This is a genomic window from Massilia sp. IC2-476 (assembly GCF_020707295.1).
Taxonomy (GTDB): Bacteria; Pseudomonadota; Gammaproteobacteria; order Burkholderiales; family Burkholderiaceae_D; genus Telluria.
In genome coordinates this window covers 84,910-102,896 of record NZ_JAJFER010000001.1, presented here as the reverse complement: position 1 = coordinate 102,896, position 17,987 = coordinate 84,910, and the positions used below count along the sequence as shown (strand labels likewise).

General features: G+C 64.9%; 23 protein-coding genes. 16 read left to right on the top strand and 7 right to left on the bottom strand.

Annotated features, from left to right (window positions below; all coding sequences use genetic code 11):
• Positions 1-45: 45 nt before the first annotated feature.
• Together LK539_RS00545 and LK539_RS00540 are read left to right on the top strand one after the other, a co-directional pair.
• Entirely contained in the window at positions 46-855 is an 810-nt protein-coding gene (locus LK539_RS00545) for an extracellular solute-binding protein (protein ID WP_227798963.1), read from the top strand.
• 15 nt (positions 856-870) lie between these two features.
• The gene (locus tag LK539_RS00540) at positions 871-1,686 is read left to right on the top strand and encodes a substrate-binding domain-containing protein (RefSeq protein ID WP_227798962.1); all 816 of its coding nucleotides are present in this window, start codon (positions 871-873) and stop codon (positions 1,684-1,686) included.
• 90 nt (positions 1,687-1,776) lie between these two features.
• Here the strand turns inward: LK539_RS00540 and LK539_RS00535 are convergent, their stop codons facing one another.
• Positions 1,777-2,688, bottom strand: a complete 912-nt coding sequence (locus LK539_RS00535; protein WP_227798961.1) for a LysR family transcriptional regulator — start codon at positions 2,686-2,688, stop codon at positions 1,777-1,779.
• Between the two features lie 97 nt (positions 2,689-2,785).
• Here LK539_RS00535 and LK539_RS00530 point away from each other — a divergent pair, with 97 nt between their 5' ends.
• Both LK539_RS00530 and maiA read left to right on the top strand, forming a co-directional pair.
• Positions 2,786-3,811, top strand: coding sequence for a fumarylacetoacetate hydrolase family protein (locus LK539_RS00530; protein WP_227798960.1), 1,026 nt, complete (start codon positions 2,786-2,788; stop codon positions 3,809-3,811).
• Positions 3,808-4,452, top strand: coding sequence for a maleylacetoacetate isomerase (gene maiA, locus LK539_RS00525; RefSeq protein WP_227798959.1), 645 nt, complete (start codon positions 3,808-3,810; stop codon positions 4,450-4,452). Before LK539_RS00530 ends, maiA begins: the two co-directional genes overlap by 4 nt.
• A gap of 138 nt (positions 4,453-4,590) precedes the next feature.
• On the opposite strand, the gene LK539_RS00520 is transcribed toward maiA, so the two are convergent.
• Positions 4,591-5,037: a CBS domain-containing protein gene (locus LK539_RS00520; protein WP_227798958.1), complete on the bottom strand. Its 447-nt coding sequence runs from the start codon at positions 5,035-5,037 to the stop codon at positions 4,591-4,593.
• Positions 5,038-5,158: 121 nt separating this feature from the next.
• On the opposite strand from LK539_RS00520, the gene LK539_RS00515 reads away from it, so the two are divergent.
• The 12 genes from LK539_RS00515 to LK539_RS00460 all read left to right on the top strand — a co-directional run bounded on the left by LK539_RS00515 (position 5,159) and on the right by LK539_RS00460 (position 14,526).
• Complete coding sequence (locus tag LK539_RS00515; protein WP_227798957.1) at positions 5,159-5,935, top strand: uracil-DNA glycosylase; 777 nt, start codon at positions 5,159-5,161, stop codon at positions 5,933-5,935.
• Between the two features lie 208 nt (positions 5,936-6,143).
• Positions 6,144-6,632, top strand: coding sequence for a Fe-S cluster assembly transcriptional regulator IscR (gene iscR, locus LK539_RS00510; RefSeq protein WP_227798956.1), 489 nt, complete (start codon positions 6,144-6,146; stop codon positions 6,630-6,632).
• Positions 6,632-7,888 (top strand): IscS subfamily cysteine desulfurase, encoded by a 1,257-nt coding sequence (locus LK539_RS00505; RefSeq protein WP_227798955.1) that lies wholly within the window; start codon positions 6,632-6,634, stop codon positions 7,886-7,888. The genes iscR and LK539_RS00505 overlap by 1 nt, the downstream gene beginning before the upstream one ends.
• Before the next feature lie 24 nt (positions 7,889-7,912).
• Positions 7,913-8,302 (top strand): Fe-S cluster assembly scaffold IscU, encoded by a 390-nt coding sequence (gene iscU / locus LK539_RS00500; protein WP_036213867.1) that lies wholly within the window; start codon positions 7,913-7,915, stop codon positions 8,300-8,302.
• Positions 8,303-8,329: 27 nt separating this feature from the next.
• Positions 8,330-8,653 carry an iron-sulfur cluster assembly protein IscA gene (gene iscA, locus LK539_RS00495; protein ID WP_227798954.1) on the top strand — a complete coding sequence of 108 codons (324 nt, stop codon included), beginning with the start codon at positions 8,330-8,332 and terminating at the stop codon, positions 8,651-8,653.
• Positions 8,654-8,658: 5 nt separating this feature from the next.
• The gene (hscB, locus tag LK539_RS00490; RefSeq protein ID WP_227798953.1) at positions 8,659-9,174 is read left to right on the top strand and encodes a Fe-S protein assembly co-chaperone HscB; all 516 of its coding nucleotides are present in this window, start codon (positions 8,659-8,661) and stop codon (positions 9,172-9,174) included.
• A gap of 153 nt (positions 9,175-9,327) precedes the next feature.
• Positions 9,328-11,217 carry a Fe-S protein assembly chaperone HscA gene (gene hscA / locus LK539_RS00485; protein WP_227798952.1) on the top strand — a complete coding sequence of 630 codons (1,890 nt, stop codon included), beginning with the start codon at positions 9,328-9,330 and terminating at the stop codon, positions 11,215-11,217.
• A gap of 128 nt (positions 11,218-11,345) precedes the next feature.
• Entirely contained in the window at positions 11,346-11,687 is a 342-nt protein-coding gene (gene fdx / locus LK539_RS00480; RefSeq protein WP_227798951.1) for an ISC system 2Fe-2S type ferredoxin, read from the top strand.
• Between the two features lie 12 nt (positions 11,688-11,699).
• Positions 11,700-11,894 (top strand): Fe-S cluster assembly protein IscX, encoded by a 195-nt coding sequence (gene iscX / locus LK539_RS00475; protein ID WP_227798950.1) that lies wholly within the window; start codon positions 11,700-11,702, stop codon positions 11,892-11,894.
• On the top strand, positions 11,881-12,759 hold the full coding sequence (locus LK539_RS00470) for an SAM-dependent methyltransferase (protein ID WP_227798948.1): 879 nt from the start codon (positions 11,881-11,883) through the stop codon (positions 12,757-12,759). The genes iscX and LK539_RS00470 overlap by 14 nt, the downstream gene beginning before the upstream one ends.
• Before the next feature lie 7 nt (positions 12,760-12,766).
• Positions 12,767-13,795, top strand: coding sequence for a low-specificity L-threonine aldolase (gene ltaE / locus LK539_RS00465; protein ID WP_227798946.1), 1,029 nt, complete (start codon positions 12,767-12,769; stop codon positions 13,793-13,795).
• The gene (locus tag LK539_RS00460) at positions 13,795-14,526 is read left to right on the top strand and encodes an rRNA pseudouridine synthase (protein WP_227798945.1); all 732 of its coding nucleotides are present in this window, start codon (positions 13,795-13,797) and stop codon (positions 14,524-14,526) included. Before ltaE ends, LK539_RS00460 begins: the two co-directional genes overlap by 1 nt.
• On the opposite strand, the gene LK539_RS00455 is transcribed toward LK539_RS00460, so the two are convergent.
• The 5 genes from LK539_RS00455 to LK539_RS00435 all read right to left on the bottom strand — a co-directional run bounded on the left by LK539_RS00455 (position 14,527) and on the right by LK539_RS00435 (position 17,805).
• Positions 14,527-15,489 carry an SDR family oxidoreductase gene (locus LK539_RS00455; protein WP_227798943.1) on the bottom strand — a complete coding sequence of 321 codons (963 nt, stop codon included), beginning with the start codon at positions 15,487-15,489 and terminating at the stop codon, positions 14,527-14,529.
• Between the two features lie 94 nt (positions 15,490-15,583).
• Positions 15,584-16,078, bottom strand: a complete 495-nt coding sequence (locus LK539_RS00450; RefSeq protein ID WP_227798942.1) for an RDD family protein — start codon at positions 16,076-16,078, stop codon at positions 15,584-15,586.
• Positions 16,079-16,085: 7 nt separating this feature from the next.
• Positions 16,086-16,844 (bottom strand): DUF3106 domain-containing protein, encoded by a 759-nt coding sequence (locus LK539_RS00445; protein WP_227798940.1) that lies wholly within the window; start codon positions 16,842-16,844, stop codon positions 16,086-16,088.
• Positions 16,841-17,239 (bottom strand): DUF3619 family protein, encoded by a 399-nt coding sequence (locus tag LK539_RS00440; RefSeq protein WP_227798939.1) that lies wholly within the window; start codon positions 17,237-17,239, stop codon positions 16,841-16,843. Before LK539_RS00440 ends, LK539_RS00445 begins: the two co-directional genes overlap by 4 nt.
• A complete protein-coding gene (locus LK539_RS00435; protein ID WP_227798938.1) occupies positions 17,236-17,805 on the bottom strand; it encodes an RNA polymerase sigma factor in 570 nt (189 codons plus the stop codon). Before LK539_RS00435 ends, LK539_RS00440 begins: the two co-directional genes overlap by 4 nt.
• Positions 17,806-17,987: the final 182 nt, after the last annotated feature.

Genomic DNA, 17,987 nt, shown 5'->3' with positions numbered 1-17,987 from the left:
AGTATAGCTTAGGATGGCGCATCCACAACCAACGATGGGGCGACAATGCGGCTGCATCTCGTACTGCATGCGGGATGGGTGATCCTGGGGGCGCTCCAGGCACCCGATGTCATGGCCCAGTCGAACACCGGCGCCACCGCGCCGCCCCCGGTGCTGCTGGCGGCCGGCAGCCTGCGCCAGGCCATGGGCGAGATCCTGGCCGCCTACCGCGCCGGTGGCGGCCAGCAATTCAGTGCGGCCTACGGGCCCTCCGGCAAGCTGCGCAAGGATATCGAAGGCGGCCGTGCGGTGGACGTCTTCGCCTCGGCGTCCGGCGAGCACACCGAGGCGCTGGCGCGCCAGGGCCTGCTGGGCGCATCAAGCATCTTCACCCACAACGCGCTGTGCGTCGTCAGTGCACCGGCGTTCAAGCTGCGCCCGGAGAACCTGCTGGCGGAACTGGCCAGGCCGACGCTGCGGCTGGCGACTTCCACGCCCGGCAGCGATCCGATGGGCGACTACACCTGGCAGTTCTTCCGCAAGGCGGAGCAGCAGCAGCCCGGCCTGTACGCCATCCTGGATGCCAAGGCCCTCAGGCTGTCGGGCACCGCGGAGCTGGCGCCGGAAAGCACGCTGCCCTACGTCACCGCCTTCGAACAGGACAAGGCCGATGCCTACATCATGTACTGCACCAACGCGGTCCTGACGAAGCAGGCCGTGCCGCGGCTCGAGATCCTGCGCATTCCCGACGAACTGAATGTGCGCAGCGCCTACGGCATCGGCGCCCGGCGCGGCTCGGCCGAGGGCGAGCGGCTCCTGCGCTTCGTGCTGGGGCCGGCGGGGCAGGCGATCCTGCGCCAACACGGATTTCACTAGAAAGGAGCTTCACCCATGCGTTTCCTGAACAAACATCTTGCCCTGCTGGGCTTCCTGCTGGCCACCGCCGCGCCGGTCCTGGCCCAGCAGGTCATCAAGCTTTCGACCACCACCAGCACCGAAAACTCGGGCCTGCTGCAATACCTGCTGCCCAAGTTCGAAGCCAAGACCAACTCGAAGGTGAATGTGATCTCGGTCGGCACCGGCAAGGCGCTGGAACTGGCGAAGAACGGCGACGTCGACGTGACCCTGGTGCATGCGCGCGCGGCCGAGGACAAGTTCGTCGCCGAAGGCCACGGCGTCAACCGGCGCGACGTGATGTACAACGACTTCATCCTGGTGGGGCCGGTGAGCGACCCGGCCGGCATCAAGGGCAGCAAGGACGTGCTGGCCGCGATGAAGAAGATCGCCGACGGCAAGGTACGCTTCGTCTCGCGCGGCGACAATTCCGGCACCGACCAGATGGAGAAGGCCTACTGGAAGCAGGTCGGCACCCAGCCGCAGGGCACGGCCTATATCTCGGCCGGGCTGGGCATGGGCGAAGTGCTGAACATGGCGGCGGAAATGAATGCCTACACCCTGACCGACCGTGCCACCTATGTCGCCTACAAGGCCAGGACCGGCCTGCAGATCGCGGTGGAGGGCGACCCGAAGATGTTCAACCCCTACGGCATCATCGCGGTCAATCCCGAGCGTTACAAGCACGTCAACTACAAGGGCGCGATGCAGCTGGTCGAGTGGATGACGTCCGATGAAGGGCAGAAGCTGATCGCCTCGTTCAAGGCGGGCGGCGAGCAGGTCTTCTATCCGTCCGCGAAGGCGGCCAAGTGATGCGCGCGGACCTGCGCCGCCTGCTACTGCTGCCGCTGCTGCTGGCGGCGGGGATCGCCTGCGCGCAGGAGGCGGCGCAGCTGGAAGTGTTCACGCTGCCGAAGTAGGCGTCGCGCCGGCAACAAAAGTCTCGAGGAAGCCGATGAAGCTCTCCGCCGCCGGCGATAGCGAGCGCCCCGGGCGGGTGTAGAGGAAGAAGCGGCGCGTGAGTACCGGATCTTCCAGCGGCCGCATCACCAGGCCGTACAAGGTCACCAGGGGTGCGGCGTAGGGCAGGCAGGCGGTCACCCCGAGGCCGGCCGCGGCCATCGCCAGCGCGGTGGTCATGAAGGTGACTTCGTTGGCGGGTTTCACGGGGGCTTCGCGCAGGGACGCGTGCACGTCCTCCAGCAGGCGTTCGGTGAACTGGCCCTGCAGCGAGATGAAGGGGTAGCGCGCCAGGTCCTGCCAGGTGACGCGCGCCTGGCGCTCCAGCTCATGCCCCTTCGGGAAGACGAGCGCAAAAGGCATCTCGAACAGCAGGCGGGCGTCGAGCGGCGGGGCCGGCTCGCGCTCGGGGCCGATGCCGAAATCGGCTTCGCCCGACAGCACGCGCGCGATCACGTTCTCGACGCCGGTGTCGCCCAGGCGCACCTCGATATCCGGATGGCGCGCGCGGTAGGCGGCGATCGCTTCCGGCATCAGGGTGCAGGACAGCAGCTGGGGCGCGGCGATGCGCACCATGCCCTTCTTCAGGCGCGTGTGGTCGGCCACGTTGGCCAGCGCGCCGTCGAGGTCGTCGATCATCTGGCTGAACAGCGGATACAGTTCCTTGCCGATGTCGGTGAGCAGGGCGCGCCGCGTGCTGCGGTCGACCACCTTGGCGCCCAGGGTCTGCTCCAGTTCCTTGATCAAACCCGAGAGCGCGGACTGTGTGACGTGCATCGCCTGCGCGGCGAGCGTAAAGTTACCCGTCTTGGCCAGCGCCACGAAGGCGCGCATTTGCCGCAAGGTCGGATTCATAAGCTTATCTAATAAATCGGGCGAAAAATACTGTTTGAATGATAGTACGATTTGCTCTCTAATGGCGAAAAAGCCAACACTCATCAAAGGAAACGCCATGAAACTCGCCTCCCTCAAGGCCGGCGGCCGCGACGGCACGCTGGTCGTCGTCAGCCGCGACCTGGTCACCTGCCAGGCCGTCCCGAAGATCGCCCGCACCCTGCAGTGCGCGCTCGACAACTGGGATGAATGCGCGCCGCAGCTGCAAAAGGTGTACGAGCGCCTGAATGCCGGGACTGCGGACAGGGCCGAGTCCTTCATCGAGGAAGAATGCCATTCGCCCCTGCCGCGCGCCTACCAGTGGTGCGACGGTTCGGCCTACATCAACCACGTCGAGCTGGTGCGCAAGGCGCGCGGCGCCGAGGTGCCGGAATCCTTCTATTCCGATCCGCTGATGTACCAGGGCGGGTCCGATTCCTTCGTCGGCCCCTGCGACCCGATCGCGGTGCTGGACGAGGCGTGGGGCGTGGACCTCGAAGCCGAGGTGGCGGTCATCACCGGCGACGTGCCGATGGGCGCATCGGTGGAAGAGGCGGCCAAGGCGATCCGCCTGGTGATGCTGGTGAACGACGTTTCGCTGCGCAACCTGATCCCGAACGAGCTGGCCAAGGGCTTCGGCTTCTACCAGTCGAAACCGGCCAGCGCGTTTTCGCCGGTAGCGGTGACGCCGGACGAGCTGGGCGATGCCTGGGTCGACTCCAAGCTGCAGCTGCCGCTGCTGGTCACGCTCAACGACAGCCCCTTCGGCCGCCCCAACGCGGGCGAAGACATGACCTTCAGCTTCGCCCAGCTGGTCGCCCATGCGGCCAAGACGCGCGAACTGGGCGCGGGCTCGATCATCGGCTCGGGCACGGTGTCGAACAAGCAGGGCAGCCTGCACGGCTCGAGCATCGAGAACGGCGGCGTCGGCTACTGCTGCCTGGCCGAAGTGCGCATGTACGAGACGATTGAAGAGGGCAAGCCGAAGACCCCCTACCTGGCGTATGGTGACACGGTGCGCATCGAGATGGTCGATGGGGACGGCGCCAGCATCTTCGGTGCGATCGACCAGGAAGTCGCGCGCTACCACAGGAGGCATGCATGAAGCTCTACACCTATTTTCGCAGCTCGGCCGCGTACCGGGTGCGCATCGCGCTCAACCTGAAAGGGCTGGGCTACGAGGCGGTGCCGGTGCACCTGCTGCGCGATGGTGGCCAGCACCTGGCCGACGAGTACCTGGCGGTGAATCCGAGCGCCCTGGTGCCGGCCCTGCAGGACGAGACGATCCTGCTGACGCAGTCGATGGCCATCCTGGAATACCTGGAAGAGGTGCATCCGATGGTGCCGCTGCTGCCGAAGGATGCGGTCGGCCGGGCGCGCGTGCGCGAGCTGGCGCAGATCATCGCGTGCGACATCCATCCGGTGAATAACCTGCGTGTGCTGAAGTATCTGGTGAAGCAGCTGGGGCTGTCGGAAGAGGCCAAGACCGACTGGTACCGCCACTGGGTGATCGAAGGGATGCGCTCGCTGGAAGCCCACCTGGCGCGCAACCCGGGCACCGGCAGCTTCTGCCACGGCGACACGCCGACCATCGCCGACTGCTTCCTGGTGCCGCAGGTGTTCAATGCGAAGCGTTTCGATATCGATGTGACGGCGTATCCGACGATTTCGCGGATTAACGATTTGTGTGTGGATCTGCCGGCGTTCAAGGCGGCGCATCCGAGTCAGCAGCCTGATGCGGAGTGAGGTAGTGCCGAATTTTTGTAGGGTGGGCGGATTTTCCGCCCACGCGGTCGAATCACAGTACTGTCGCCTGCGCGGCTATGCCAATCCCAACTATCGCCGCGTGGGCGGAATCCGCCCACCCTACGAACTAACGCTAACTTAGTGCCGCGTCTCCGACCGATCCGGCTCCGACGGCGACGAAATCTCATCCAGCGCCCCCTCCGCGGCTCCCTGCGTCTTGGTCGCGATATCCCCCAGCGACACGATCCCCACCAGCTGCTTCGACTGCTCGTCGATCACCGGCACACGGCGGATCTGCACATCGCCCATGGTGTTCAGCACCTCGTCGATATCCTGATTGCTGAAGCAGGCGCGCACGTCGGTGCTCATCACCTCGCCAACAAAAGTCTGGTCCGGCGTTTGTCCGGCCGCCACCGCGCGCACGGTGATGTCGCGGTCGGTGATCATGCCGACCAGCTTGTCGCCGTCGCACACGGGAATCGCGCCCACGTTCAGGTCGTCCATCATCTGCGCCGCGCGCTGCACGGTTTCCTGCGGCGAGATCGTTTGCACGTCGGGCGTCATCACTTCACGAATCGTTTGCATGTGTCCTCCTGTGTGGTTGGTCGTCACGGACAAAAATCATGCCTTGAAATGCAAACGGCGGACGCTAGATTGACCGTGGGAACAGGCTACAATCCCGCCTCCCGATGAATGCCCTTTTGCCATGTCTAACCATCCTATTCCTGCTCCCATCATTGCTGCCCTCGACCTTGCCGATGCGTCCTGGCGGCCGATCCTCGAGGCCGGCCTGCAGGCCGTGGCCAGTGCCGACCCGGCCTACCTGCCGGCCCTGGCGGTCGACGACTACCTGCCGACCGAGGGACGCCTGTTCGCCGCTCTTTCCCAGCCGCTGGACAAGGTCAGGCACGTGCTGGTGGGGGAGGGCCCCTACCCGCGCGCCGAGAGCGCAACCGGGGTCTGCTTCATGGATGGGGCGGTGGGGGAGCTGTGGTCGGAGACGGGCTTGTCGAAACCAGTGAACCGCGCGACTTCGCTGCGCAACTTTATGAAGATGCTGCTGGTGGCCAATGGCCGTTTGCAGGCGGAGGACACCGGCGGCAGCGCCATGGTCCCGGTGGCGCAGGAAGCGCGGCGCGCAGGCTCGGGCACGATCCAGACCCTGGCTCAGCTGCAGGACAATTTGCTGGGCCACGGTTTCCTGCTGCTGAACGCGGCGCTGGTGTTCCGCAAGCACGTGGCTCCGGTGATCGATGCGCGCGCCTGGCAGCCCTTCTTGCAGACCGTGCTTGCCGCCCTGGCAAGCCAGCCCCAGTCTCCGACCCTGGTCCTGTGGGGCAAGATCGCCGAACAGCTGAAGAAACTGCCGGAAGCGGCGCGCCTGCCGCAGATCCACGCCGAGCACCCGTACAACCTGTCCTTCATCCAGCACAAGGGCATGCAGGAGCTGTTCGGGCCGATGGAATTGCTGCGATTGCAATAAGCGAGGGGAGGGAGTGATCGGGTCCAGTGGACCGGATCACGCCCCCGTAGTTTTGGGGGCCTCCAAGACAAGCCAGTCAGGATTTGCTATACTTGACTAATTCGATCAACTAATCAGGTTATTTCGCAGCCACGCTCAACAGATTTGATTGTTGCGCTGCACCGATGAGTTGAAAAGAGGCAATATTTTACCACTAACCGGGGTTGTGATGCGTCTGACCACCAAAGGCCGTTTTGCTGTTACCGCGATGATCGATCTTGCCCTGCGCCAGGGCAATGGTCCGGTCACGCTGTCGGGCATCAGCCAGCGCCAGGCCATTTCGCTGTCCTACCTGGAGCAGCTGTTCGGCAAGCTGCGCCGCCATCAGATCGTCGAGTCGATCCGCGGCCCCGGCGGCGGCTACAGCCTAGCCAGGGGCGCCGACAAGGTGACGGTGGCCGACATCATTATCGCGGTCGACGAACCGCTCGATGCCACCCAGTGTGGCGGCAAAGAAAATTGTCACGGCGCCGATGCTGCTTCCGGCACCCGTTGCATGACCCACGAGCTGTGGACCACGCTGAACGCCAAGATGGTCGACTACCTCGATTCGGTCTCGCTGCAAGACCTGGTCGACCAGCAGAAGCAGAAAGAACAGAACGTCGTGGTGGTGCACCGCACCGTCGCCGCACCCAATATTGAAACCGGAGTGAACTGATGAACGCGCCTTTGGACAAACAAATCGAGCAGAGCTTCGTGACTGCGCCGCATTTCCCGATCTACATGGATTATTCGGCGACCACGCCGATCGATCCGCGGGTGGCCGACAAGATGATTCCCTACCTGCGCGAGCAGTTCGGCAATCCGGCATCGCGCAGCCACATGTACGGCTGGAGCGCGGAAGCGGCGGTCGAGGAAGCGCGCGGCCACGTGGCGGCCCTGGTCGGCGCCGACCCGCGCGAGATCATCTGGACCTCGGGCGCGACCGAATCGAACAACCTGGCCCTGAAGGGTGCCGCCCACTTCTACAAGACCAAGGGCAAGCACATCATCACGGTCAAGACCGAGCACAAGGCCGTGCTGGACACCGTGCGCGAACTGGAACGCCAGGGTTTCGAAGCGACCTACCTCGAGCCGCAGGATAACGGCCTGATCACCGTCGCCCAGCTGGAAGCCGCGATTCGTCCGGACACCATCCTGGTCTCGGTCATGCTGGTGAATAACGAGATCGGCGTCATTCAACCGATCGACGAGATCGGCGAACTGTGCCGCTCGAAGGGCATCATCTTCCACTGCGACGCCGCACAGGCGACCGGCAAGGTCGAAATCGACCTGAACAAGACCAAGTGCGACCTGATGACCTTCACCGCGCACAAGACCTACGGTCCGAAGGGCGTCGGCGCCCTGTACGTGCGCCGCAAGCCGCGCGTGCGCCTGGAAGCGCAGATGCACGGTGGCGGCCATGAGCGCGGCCTGCGTTCGGGCACGCTGCCGACCCACCAGATCGTGGGCATGGGCGAAGCCTTCCGCCTCGCCAAGGAAGAGATGGCCTCGGAACTCGCGCGCGTGAAGGCGCTGCGCGACCGCCTGGCCAAGGGCCTGCTGGAGATCGAAGAGGTCTACATCAACGGCGACATGGACCACCGCGTGCCGCACAACCTGAACGTCTCGTTCAACTACGTCGAGGGCGAGTCGCTGATCATGGCGATCAAGGACATCGCCGTGTCCTCTGGTTCGGCCTGCACCTCGGCCTCGCTGGAGCCGTCCTACGTGCTGCGTGCCTTGGGCCGCAGCGACGAACTGGCGCACAGCTCGATCCGCTTCACCATCGGCCGTTTCACGACCGAAGAGGACATCGACTTCGCCATCAACCTGCTGAAGTCGAAGGTCGGCAAACTGCGCGAACTGTCGCCGCTGTGGGACATGTTCAAGGAAGGGATTGACCTCAATTCCATCCAATGGGCAGCCCACTAACTCAAGAACACTAGGAGCATCAAAATGGCATATTCGGACAAAGTACTGGACCACTACGAAAACCCGCGCAATGTCGGCGCCTTCGACAAGGGCGACGATGCGATCGGCACCGGCATGGTCGGCGCACCGGCCTGCGGCGACGTGATGAAGCTGCAGATCAAGGTCAACGACCAGGGCCTGATCGAAGACGCGAAGTTCAAGACCTACGGCTGCGGCTCGGCCATCGCATCGAGCTCGCTCGTGACCGAATGGGTCAAGGGCAAGTCGCTGGACGAGGCGCTGGCGATCAAGAACACCCAGATCGCCGAAGAGCTGGCGCTGCCGCCGGTGAAGATCCACTGCTCGATCCTGGCAGAAGACGCGATCAAGGCCGCCGTGGCCGACTACAAAGCGAAGCACGCCGAGAAGGCGTAATAGTTAGCAAAGACTGGAGTAACCGTAATGGCAATCACCCTGACTGAAAAAGCCGCGAAGCACGTCAACCGTTACCTCGAACGCCGGGGCAAGGGCATCGGCTTGCGCTTCGGTGTGCGCACGACCGGCTGCTCCGGCCTGGCCTACAAGCTCGAGTACGTCGACGATGCGAGCGCGGAAGACAACGTCTTCGAGTCGCATGGCGTGAAGGTTTTCGTTGATCCGAAGAGCCTGCCCTACATCGACGGCACCGAACTGGACTTCGCGCGCGAAGGCCTGAACGAGGGCTTCCGCTTCAACAACCCGAACGTCAAGGACAACTGCGGCTGCGGCGAAAGCTTCCGCATCTAACCGGCATGCAGAACCACTTCGAGCTGTTCCAGTTGCCGGCCACGTTCGCGGTCGACCAGGACCGATTGGACGCCGCCTACCGCGAAGTCCAGGGCCGCGTGCACCCGGACCGCTTCGTGAACGCCACCGACGCCGAGAAGCGCGTGGCGATGCAGTGGGCGACCCGCGCCAACGAGGCCTACCAGACCCTGCGCAATCCGCAGAAGCGCGCGCAGTACCTCTGCGAGATCAACGGCGTCGACCTGCAGACCGAGTCGAACACGGCGATGCCCGCAAGCTTCCTGATGCAGCAGATGGAATGGCGCGAGGCGCTCGAGGATGCACGCTCCTCGAAGGATGCGGGCGCGCTGGACGAGCTGGACGCCCAGCTGCGCCGCGAGCGCAAGGCCATGCTGGAACAGGTCGGCAGGCAGCTGGATGCCGGCGATTATCATGGCGCCGCGCAGACCGTGCGCGCCATGATGTTCCTCGATAAATTCGGGGAAGAGGTACAGTACGCGTTCGAAGCGCTCGACGCGTAACAGCGGATGGTTTTCGTAGGGTGGGCGGGTCTCCCGCCCACGCGTTCAAACATGGCATGCATTGCGGCGACGCTCGTGCTGGTTGACCGCGTGGGCGGGGAACCCGCCCACCCTACATCAAGCGGTACAGAACAATAAACAGGTAACACGACAATGGCACTACTCCAAATCGCCGAACCCGGCATGTCCACCGCCCCGCACCAGCACCGCCTGGCGGTTGGCATCGACCTGGGCACCACCAACTCGCTGGTTGCCACCGTCCGCAGCGGCAGCCCGGAAGTGCTGAGCGACGAGGATGGCCGCCCGCTGCTGCCATCGGTCGTGCGTTACCTGCCCAATGGCCACGCCAACATCGGCTACAAGGCCCAGGCCTGCCAGACCCAGGACCCGAAAAACACCATCGTCTCGGTCAAGCGCTTCATGGGCCGCGGGCTGAAAGACATCGCCCACGCCGAGAACCTGCCCTACGACTTCGTCGATGCTCCGGGCATGGTGCAGATCAACACGGTGGCCGGCGTGAAGAGCCCGGTCGAGACCTCGGCCCAGATCCTGGCCACGCTGCGCCAGCGCGCCGAGGATTCGCTCGGCGACGAGCTGGTTGGCGCCGTGATCACCGTGCCGGCCTATTTCGACGACGCCCAGCGCCAGGCGACCAAGGACGCGGCCCAGCTGGCCGGCCTGAACGTGCTGCGCCTGCTGTCGGAACCAACCGCCGCCGCCATCGCCTATGGCCTGGACCACGGCAAGGAAGGCGTCTACGCCGTTTATGACCTGGGCGGCGGCACCTTCGACATCTCGATCCTCAAGCTCTCGAAGGGCGTGTTCGAGGTGCTGGCCACCGGCGGCGACTCGGCCCTGGGCGGCGACGATTTCGACCACCGCCTGTTCTGCTGGATCGTCGAGCAGGCCAGGCTGGCGCCGCTGTCCGAGCACGATACGGCCACCCTGATGGTCAAGGCGCGCCAGGCCAAGGAACTGCTGTCGACCAACGAGGAGACCTCGATCGAGGCGATCCTGAAGTCGGGCGAGATCGTGCAGGTGACCATTAGCGCTCACACCTTCGCCGAGATCACCAAACACCTGGTCGGCAAGACCATGAACGCGATCCGCAAGGCGATGCGCGATGCGGACGTGAGCGTCGAGGACGTCGACGGCGTCGTGATGGTCGGAGGCGCCACCCGCATGCCGCACGTGCGCCGCGCGGTGGGCGACTTCTTCCACACCATCCCGCACGCGAACATCGACCCGGACAAGGTGGTGGCGCTGGGCGCCGCGATCCAGGCGAACCTGCTGGCCGGTAACCGCGCCGAAGGCGACGACTGGCTGCTGCTGGACGTGACCCCGCTGTCGCTCGGCATCGAGACCATGGGCGGCCTGGTCGAGAAGATCATCCCGCGCAACTCGACCATTCCATGCGCGCGTGCGCAGGAGTTCACCACCTTCAAGGACGGCCAGACCGCTCTCGCGGTGCACGTGGTGCAGGGCGAGCGCGAGCTGGTGTCCGACTGCCGCTCGCTGGCGCGCTTCGAGCTGCGAGGTATCCCGCCGATGGCGGCCGGCGCGGCGCGCATCCGCGTCACCTACCAGGTCGATGCGGACGGCCTGCTGTCGGTGTCGGCGCGCGAGACCCGTTCGGGCGTGGAAGCTTCCATTACTGTCAAACCGTCCTATGGCCTGGGCGACGACGAAGTGGCGCGCATGCTGCAGGATTCCTACACCTCGGCCCAGGGCGACATGCAGATGCGCGCGCTCCGTGAGGAGCAGGTCGAAGCCGAACGCATCCTGCTGGCGACCCAGTCGGCGCTGGATGCCGATGCCGAGCTGCTGGACGATGCGGAGCAGGCCGAGGTGGCGACACTGGTGCAGGGCGTGCGCGATGCGGTCCAGCGTTCCAGCGATGCCTCGCTCGAGGCAGGCCAGCGCCAGGATGCATTGCACGCGGCGGTGCAGGCTCTCGCCAGGGGCACGGAAGAATTCGCGGCGCGCCGGATGGACAAGAGCGTTCGCAAGGTCCTGGCGGGCAAGTCGCTGGACGAGGTGTAGGGTGGGCGGGTCCCCCGCCCACGCGGTGATACGCAAACGGCAATCCGGCGCGGCTGTGCTGGCGACCGTTGACCGCGTGGGCGGCAAAGCCGCCCACCCTACGAAAAAAAATTAACGAGATTATCAAAATGCCACAAATCGTCATCCTCCCCCACCCAGTCTTCTGCCCCGACGGCGCCGTGCTGGAATCTCCCGCCGGTAAATCGATCTGCGACGTCCTGCTGGAAAACGACATCGAGATCGAACACGCCTGCGACCGTGTCTGCGCCTGCACCACCTGCCACGTCATCGTGCGCGAAGGCTTCGACTCGCTGAACGAGCAGGAAGAAAAAGAAGAAGACATGCTGGACAAGGCCTGGGGCCTGGAGCCGAATTCGCGCCTGTCCTGCCAGGCGATCGTCGCCGACGAAGACCTGGTCGTCGAGATACCTAAATACACCATCAACCACGCAGCAGAGAAAAGCCACTGAAAGAGGCCTGCCATGAAGTGGACTGACGTCTCGGCGATCGCCGAGGCCCTGTACGAGAAGTATCCCGACGTCGACCCCGCCAACGTACGCTTCGTCGACCTGCACAATTGGGTCGTCGGGCTCGAGGGTTTCAACGACGACCGCACGCGCGGCGGCGAACGCGTACTGGAAGCCATTCAGGCAGCATGGATCGATGAAGCACGCTAAGCACACCCCCAAGCCACCAGCAGCGCCGGAACTGCCGCCAGAGGTTCGCCCCGGCCAGTCCATCGAGCTGCTGAAGGAACTGCACATCCTCACGCGCGACGGCAAACTGAACCAGGACAGCCGCCGCAAGCTCAAGCAGGTCTACCACCTGTACAACTTCATCGAACCCTTGCTGAAGGACGTGCTGGAACAGAAGCAGGCCGTCTCGCTGGTCGACCACGGCGCCGGCAAGTCCTACCTCGGCTTCATCCTGTACGACCTGTTCTTCAAGGGCCTGGAAGGCAATTCGCACATCTACGGCATCGAGACGCGCGAAGAGCTGGTCGCCAGGTCCACCGAGCTGGCCGCACGCCTGGGCTTTGGCGGCATGTCCTTCCTGCCGCTGTCGGTGGCGGAATCGACCACCTCGAGGGAGCTGCCCGAGACCATCGACATCGTGACCGCGCTGCACGCCTGTAACACGGCCACCGATGATGCGATCGACTTCGCGCTCAAGAAGCAGGCCAAACACATGGTGCTGGTACCGTGCTGCCAGGCCGAGGTGGCGAGCGTGCTGCGCAAGAACAAGGGCAAGGAGCTGGGCCGCAGTGCACTGACCGAGATCTGGCGCCACCCAATCCACACCCGCGAGTTCGGCAGCCAGGTTACCAACGTGCTGCGCTGCCTGCAGCTGGAAGCCCATGGCTACCAGGTCACCGTCACTGAACTGGTGGGCTGGGAGCACTCGATGAAAAATGAACTCATCGTGGCGACCTACAAGAACCTGCCGCGCCGCCGCCCGACCGAGCGCCTGCAGGAAGTGATGGCCGAACTGGGCCTCGACGAGATGAAGCAACGTTTCTATACCCCTGTTACAGCAGACTGAGAACGATATGAGCAACCAGCACTGGATCGACCTGCGCAGCGACACCGTCACCCAACCATCGGAAGCCATGCGCGCTGCCATGGCCGCAGCCGACGTCGGCGATGACGTCTACGCCGACGACCCGTCGGTCAATCGCCTGCAGGATTACGCCGCCGAGCTGTTCGGCTATGAGGCGGGCATGTTCGCACCGTCGGGTACCCAGACCAACCTGATCGCCCTGATGACGCACTGCGGCCGCGGCGACGAATACCTGGTCGGCCAGGAAGCGCATACCTACAAGTACGAAGGCGGTGGCGCCGCGGTGCTGGGTTCGATCCAGCCGCAGCCGATCATCAACCAGCCGGACGGCAGCATCGCACTGAGCGACATCGAGGCCTACATCAAGCCCGACGACATGCACTTCGCGCGCACCCGCCTGCTGGCGCTGGAAAACACCATCGGCGGTCGCGTGCTGCCGCAGGAGTATGTGAAGGCGGCAACCGAGCTCGCACATCGCAAGGGCCTGGCCACCCACCTGGACGGCGCCCGTATCGCCAACGCGGCGGTCAAGCAGGGCCTCAGCCTGCGCGATGTGGTCAAGGGCTTCGACACCGTCTCGGTCTGCCTGTCGAAGGGTTTGGGCGCGCCGGTGGGTTCGGTCCTGCTGGGCCCGAAAGCCTTCATTGAGCAGGGCAAGCGCTGGCGCAAGATGCTGGGCGGCGGCATGCGCCAGGCCGGTGTGCTGGCGGCTGCAGCGCAGTACGCGCTCGAGCACAATGTGCAGCGCCTGGCCGAGGACCATGACAACGCCGCCGCGCTGGCCCGCGGCCTTGCCGAGATCGACGCGCTGAAGGTCGGCACGCCGCAAACCAACATCTTCTGGCTCGACATCCCGGCAGCTGCCTGCGAGCCGCTGCGCCAAACGCTGGCGCGCGCCCAGATCCGCGCCTCGATCGGCCCGCGTACCCGCCTGGTGACGCACCTGGACGTCAGCGCCGCCGACGTGGCGCGCACCGTCGAGGTGTTCAAGGGCTTCTTTGCTGACTGGCGCGCCTGATGACTATTGATGCCATCCGTCTCGCCAAGCGCGTCGCCGCGCAGCTGGGCTGCTCGCGCGCCGAGGCCGAACGCTACATCATGGGCGGAGGCATCAGCGTGGACGGCCAGGTGGTCGAAGACCCCGCCAGCCGCGTGTTGCCCTCGCAGGAGGTGCGCGTGCTGCCTGGCGCTTCGGCCGACGAGGCGCCGCCGGTGACCATCCTGCTGCACAAGCCGGCCGGCTTCAATTCGGGTGTCGGCGCGCGTGGCGAGCCGGCTCTGGGCTGCTTGGCGCCCGAAGCCTTGGCCCAGTCCCACGGACAGCCGCGCTTCCTCAAGCGCCACCTGCACAAGCTGACCCTGACCTCGCCGCTGGAAACGGATGCAAGCGGGCTGGTGATCTATACCCAGGACTTCCGCGTGGCACGCAAGCTGGTGGAAGAGGGCGAGCGCGTGGAGCAGGAATTCATCGTCGACGTCAGCGGCGCCATCAGGGAGGGCGGACTGGCGCTGCTGAATCACGGCCTGCAATTCAACGGCAAGCCGATCGCGCCGATGAAGGTCAGCTGGCAGAGCGAGCACCGGCTGCGCTTTGCGCTCAAGGGCGTTAAGCCGGGGCTGATCGACCACATGTGCCGTGCCGTGGGGCTGGAGATTGTCGAGATGCGACGGATCCGCATCGGACGTGTGCCGATGGCAGGGCTGCAGGCGGGGCAGTGGCGGTATCTGCTCGACTACGAGCGGTTCTGATCACCGCTTTCGCAAGAGCCCCATCCCTACCACCGCCCCAAGCGCCACCGCACCCAGTACGAGCGCCGAATTGCGCGGCTCTTCCACCCTGCGCTCCCCACTGCGGATACCGCTGAAACCGTGCTGCGGCTCATACAGCGCCCCACGCGTATCCGGCACCCGCTCCGCCCTTTTCGCCCACCGGTCCAGGAAGTAGTTCATGCTGGAGGCGATCAGGTTCGGCGCCGCGAAGTTACTGAGTCTGAACATCGCCACCGGTGCTCCGACGCCGGTGCTGGGGCGCGGATTGCGCGCCAGGTCCACCACCGCATCCGCCACCGTTTCCGGCTTCAGGACGCCCGGCGGATACGACAGCTTCGCCCCCGTGTAGTTGGCCCCATGGCGGAAGCCGGGCGTATCGACAAAGGTCGGATACACATCGCACACGTGGATGCGCGGCCGCTTGCCCAGTTCCGCGCGCAGCGATTCACTGAAGCCCCGCAGGCCGAACTTGCTGGCCGAGTAGGCGGCGGCAAAGGGCGAGGCGACGTAGCCGCCGGCCGAGATCATGTTGACCCAGATGCCCTGGTCCTGTTCCAGGAAGATCGGCAGCACCGCGTGCGCGTCGTTCATGTGGGTGAGGAGGTTGGTCTCGATCACGCGGCGGTGATCAAGCATCGGCACCTCGGCATACTTGCCGACCGCGCCTGCGCCGACGCAGCTGAACCACAGGTCGATGCGGCCCAGGCTGGAGCGCGCCTTGCGCGCAAAGCCCGCCACCGCATCGGCATCGATCGCATCCACGACCAGGGCTTCCGCCTCGCCGCCGGCCTGGCGGCAGCGCCGCACGACTTCATCCAGGCCTTCCTTGCCGCGCGCGCCCAGCACCAGCTGCGCACCCTCGCGGGCAAACGCAATGGCGGTCGCGGCCCCGATGCCGCTCGACGCGCCCATGATGACGACGCGGAAGTTCGATAGCTTCATGGCTCACCTTTCTACAGGATGCGTTGAAGCCTTCGATTATTCCGCTGTTTTCGCCAAGGCCGCGTTCGAATGCCGCGCGGCAAGCGAGCGGCACTTAGCGTTTGGCTTTTTTCGGCAGGGCGATCAGGCGGGTGCCTGCCAGGCGGTCATGGAGGAATTGCCGGTCCTTGTCGAACAGGGCCGTCATTGCCCAGGGGACAATCCCCACCAGCAGGGCGATGCCGATCTGGCCCGGCTTGTGCAGGCCGAAGGCCCAGCACACGGCCAGCGCCGGCGCGAACCAGCCCCAGGCCAGCACATAGCGCAGCAGCGCCGTCTTGAAGGGTACTTTGGCATGCCCGACTTTGACGAGCTTCATGCGCCAGGTCTTCATGGCCAGCGTATGGCCGCTGTCGATCCAGCACCACATGAAGTAGGCGCCGGCCACCGCCACCAGCCACAGGTTCATGCCGAATTTCGCCAGCGGATGCTGGCTGTTCAGGGTCAGCAGCATGTACAGGCCGATCGCGAAGGCGCACACGGCGAACAGGCAGAATGCCTCGTACACCATGGCCAGCAGGCGGCGCCGCACGCTTGGCGTTTCCACCATCGCCGGCTTAGTTGCTTGCGTTGCTGGCGCTGCCTGGGCTGCTTGCATTGGGTGCACTCTGGACGGAAGGGGCGGCGCTCGAGGTGCCGGCCGGGCTGGTGGCCGGCGCTGCGGGAGGCAGGGCCGGGGCAGGGCTTGCGGCCGTGGCCGGCGTACCCGGCGTCGGCAGGATGCAGGTGGTGCCGCGGCGGGTCGCGCCCGGGGGGCAACTGGTCGGCGTGGCGATCACCGGCGAATGCGGCAGCGAAGGCGTTCCCTGGGTCGTGCCCGAACGCGCCAGGCGGCGCTTTTCTTCCTCGGACAGCTGCTTGTAGCTTTCCCAGGTCGCGGCCTTCTGGCCGGGCGCCAGCTTGCGGGTCTTGTTGAAATTCTCGCGCGCCAGGTTGCGCTGCGCCGGCGTCAGGCGCATCCACTGCCGCATGCGTTCGTGCACGCGCTGCTGCTCCGCCGGGCTCATCGAGGCAAAACGGGCGGACAGTTCGAGCCAGCGGCGCTTGCGCATGCCGTCCATGCCGTTCCATTCGGGCTGCAGGGGCTTGAGCGCGGCCTGCTGGGCGCGCGTCAGCTCGCGCCAGAGCGGCTTGTCGAGGGTCTTGGCAGGCGGCTTGGCGCCCGCAGAGGTCGTCGGAGGTGCGTCTGCGCCGCGCGCGGCGGGCGCGGTGGATTCTGACCGGTTATAGACCGCCCAGGTCGCAGCCCCGGCAATCAGGACCGCTGCCGCAGTTGCAACAACGGCGATGCGGGGCTTCGGCGCGCTTTTCGTCATTGGTGGCGCTGCTGCGACTCCACGTAGGCATTGAAGCCATGGTCGAGGTACGCGGTCAGCGGCAGCTCGTCGGCCAGCACGGCGGCGTCGATCTCGGCCATGGCGGCAAGGCGCTGCTGCTGTTCGACCTGGTACACGCCGCCCATGCCGATGACCAGCGCCAGCATCGGCACCGCCACGGCGATACGCGCCAGCGCAGGGCCGGTGAACAGCGCGTTGAAGTCGAACAGCGGACGCTTGCCCGGCTTGCCTGGCGCCGCATCAGGTTTCTTGCGTGACAAGGCGAGCGCGCGCGCCGCAGCCAGCCGCTCGGTCGTGGAAGCCGGCAGCGCGTCGAGGTTGTCGTTCAGGGCATGACGTATCTTGTACGCCAGGTTGATGTCGTCCGTGTTCATAGCTTGATTCCCTTGGCCTTGAGCGCGGCGGCGAGGGCGTGGGTTGCACGGGAACAGTGCGTCTTTACGCTTCCCTCGGAGCAACCCATCGCTTCGGCCGTCTCGGCCACGTCCATATCCTGCCAGTAACGCATGAGGAAGGCTTCCCGTTGACGCGCCGGGAGCTTTTCTACTTCCTGTTCGATCAGACGCAAGGTTTGCGCACGCTCGAACTGATCGGCACTCGACTCTGCAGCGGCCGTTCCTTCCTCCGCTTCATAGGAAGAAAGTATATCAAAGTCCTCATCTTCCCCATCCGGCCGGCTGAAGCCTCCGAACAGGCTGACCCAGGTATTGCGAACCTTTTCGCGGCGGAAGTAGTCGAGGATGGTGGTTTGCAGGATGCGCTGGAACAGCATCGGCAGTTCGGCAGCCGGCTTATCCCCGTATTTTTCGGCCAGCTTGATCATCGCATCCTGCACGATGTCCAGCGCCGCTTCGTCCTTGCGTACCGCATACACCGCCTGCTTGAACGCACGCCGTTCGACATTCGCGAGGAAGTCGTTGAGTTCTTTGTCTGTGGCCATGCGTGCTTGAAAGGGCGCTTGATGCGAATGCCGTAAGGAAAACTATCGAATCCTAGCAAAAAACCATGTTTCACGCATCGAAATCGCGCAGTGCCCGCCTAGTGGGCACCCTCGAAGCTTTCAAAAAGTGCATGAAGTTAGTCGAAATGATTCGTTGTTGGGGCTGGAGTGCGTGGCTATTC

Excerpts from the sequence above, each read along its gene's own strand:
- maiA (WP_227798959.1), top strand. The coding sequence starts at position 3,808 with ATGAAGCTCTACACCTATTTTCGCAGCTCGGCCGCGTACCGGGTGCGC.
- LK539_RS00515 (WP_227798957.1), top strand. The coding sequence starts at position 5,159 with ATGTCTAACCATCCTATTCCTGCTCCCATCATTGCTGCCCTCGACCTT.
- LK539_RS00435 (WP_227798938.1), bottom strand. The coding sequence starts at position 17,805 with ATGGCCACAGACAAAGAACTCAACGACTTCCTCGCGAATGTCGAACGG.
- LK539_RS00455 (WP_227798943.1), bottom strand. The coding sequence starts at position 15,489 with ATGAAGCTATCGAACTTCCGCGTCGTCATCATGGGCGCGTCGAGCGGC.
- iscX (WP_227798950.1), top strand. The coding sequence starts at position 11,700 with ATGAAGTGGACTGACGTCTCGGCGATCGCCGAGGCCCTGTACGAGAAG.
- LK539_RS00520 (WP_227798958.1), bottom strand. The coding sequence starts at position 5,037 with ATGCAAACGATTCGTGAAGTGATGACGCCCGACGTGCAAACGATCTCG.
- LK539_RS00440 (WP_227798939.1), bottom strand. The coding sequence starts at position 17,239 with ATGAACACGGACGACATCAACCTGGCGTACAAGATACGTCATGCCCTG.
- LK539_RS00505 (WP_227798955.1), top strand. The coding sequence starts at position 6,632 with ATGAACGCGCCTTTGGACAAACAAATCGAGCAGAGCTTCGTGACTGCG.
- iscR (WP_227798956.1), top strand. The coding sequence starts at position 6,144 with ATGCGTCTGACCACCAAAGGCCGTTTTGCTGTTACCGCGATGATCGAT.
- fdx (WP_227798951.1), top strand. The coding sequence starts at position 11,346 with ATGCCACAAATCGTCATCCTCCCCCACCCAGTCTTCTGCCCCGACGGC.
- LK539_RS00535 (WP_227798961.1), bottom strand. The coding sequence starts at position 2,688 with ATGAATCCGACCTTGCGGCAAATGCGCGCCTTCGTGGCGCTGGCCAAG.
- LK539_RS00540 (WP_227798962.1), top strand. The coding sequence starts at position 871 with ATGCGTTTCCTGAACAAACATCTTGCCCTGCTGGGCTTCCTGCTGGCC.
- LK539_RS00460 (WP_227798945.1), top strand. The coding sequence starts at position 13,795 with ATGACTATTGATGCCATCCGTCTCGCCAAGCGCGTCGCCGCGCAGCTG.
- LK539_RS00530 (WP_227798960.1), top strand. The coding sequence starts at position 2,786 with ATGAAACTCGCCTCCCTCAAGGCCGGCGGCCGCGACGGCACGCTGGTC.
- LK539_RS00545 (WP_227798963.1), top strand. The coding sequence starts at position 46 with ATGCGGCTGCATCTCGTACTGCATGCGGGATGGGTGATCCTGGGGGCG.
- iscU (WP_036213867.1), top strand. The coding sequence starts at position 7,913 with ATGGCATATTCGGACAAAGTACTGGACCACTACGAAAACCCGCGCAAT.
- ltaE (WP_227798946.1), top strand. The coding sequence starts at position 12,767 with ATGAGCAACCAGCACTGGATCGACCTGCGCAGCGACACCGTCACCCAA.
- LK539_RS00470 (WP_227798948.1), top strand. The coding sequence starts at position 11,881 with ATGAAGCACGCTAAGCACACCCCCAAGCCACCAGCAGCGCCGGAACTG.
- iscA (WP_227798954.1), top strand. The coding sequence starts at position 8,330 with ATGGCAATCACCCTGACTGAAAAAGCCGCGAAGCACGTCAACCGTTAC.
- hscA (WP_227798952.1), top strand. The coding sequence starts at position 9,328 with ATGGCACTACTCCAAATCGCCGAACCCGGCATGTCCACCGCCCCGCAC.
- LK539_RS00445 (WP_227798940.1), bottom strand. The coding sequence starts at position 16,844 with ATGACGAAAAGCGCGCCGAAGCCCCGCATCGCCGTTGTTGCAACTGCG.
- hscB (WP_227798953.1), top strand. The coding sequence starts at position 8,659 with ATGCAGAACCACTTCGAGCTGTTCCAGTTGCCGGCCACGTTCGCGGTC.
- LK539_RS00450 (WP_227798942.1), bottom strand. The coding sequence starts at position 16,078 with ATGGTGGAAACGCCAAGCGTGCGGCGCCGCCTGCTGGCCATGGTGTAC.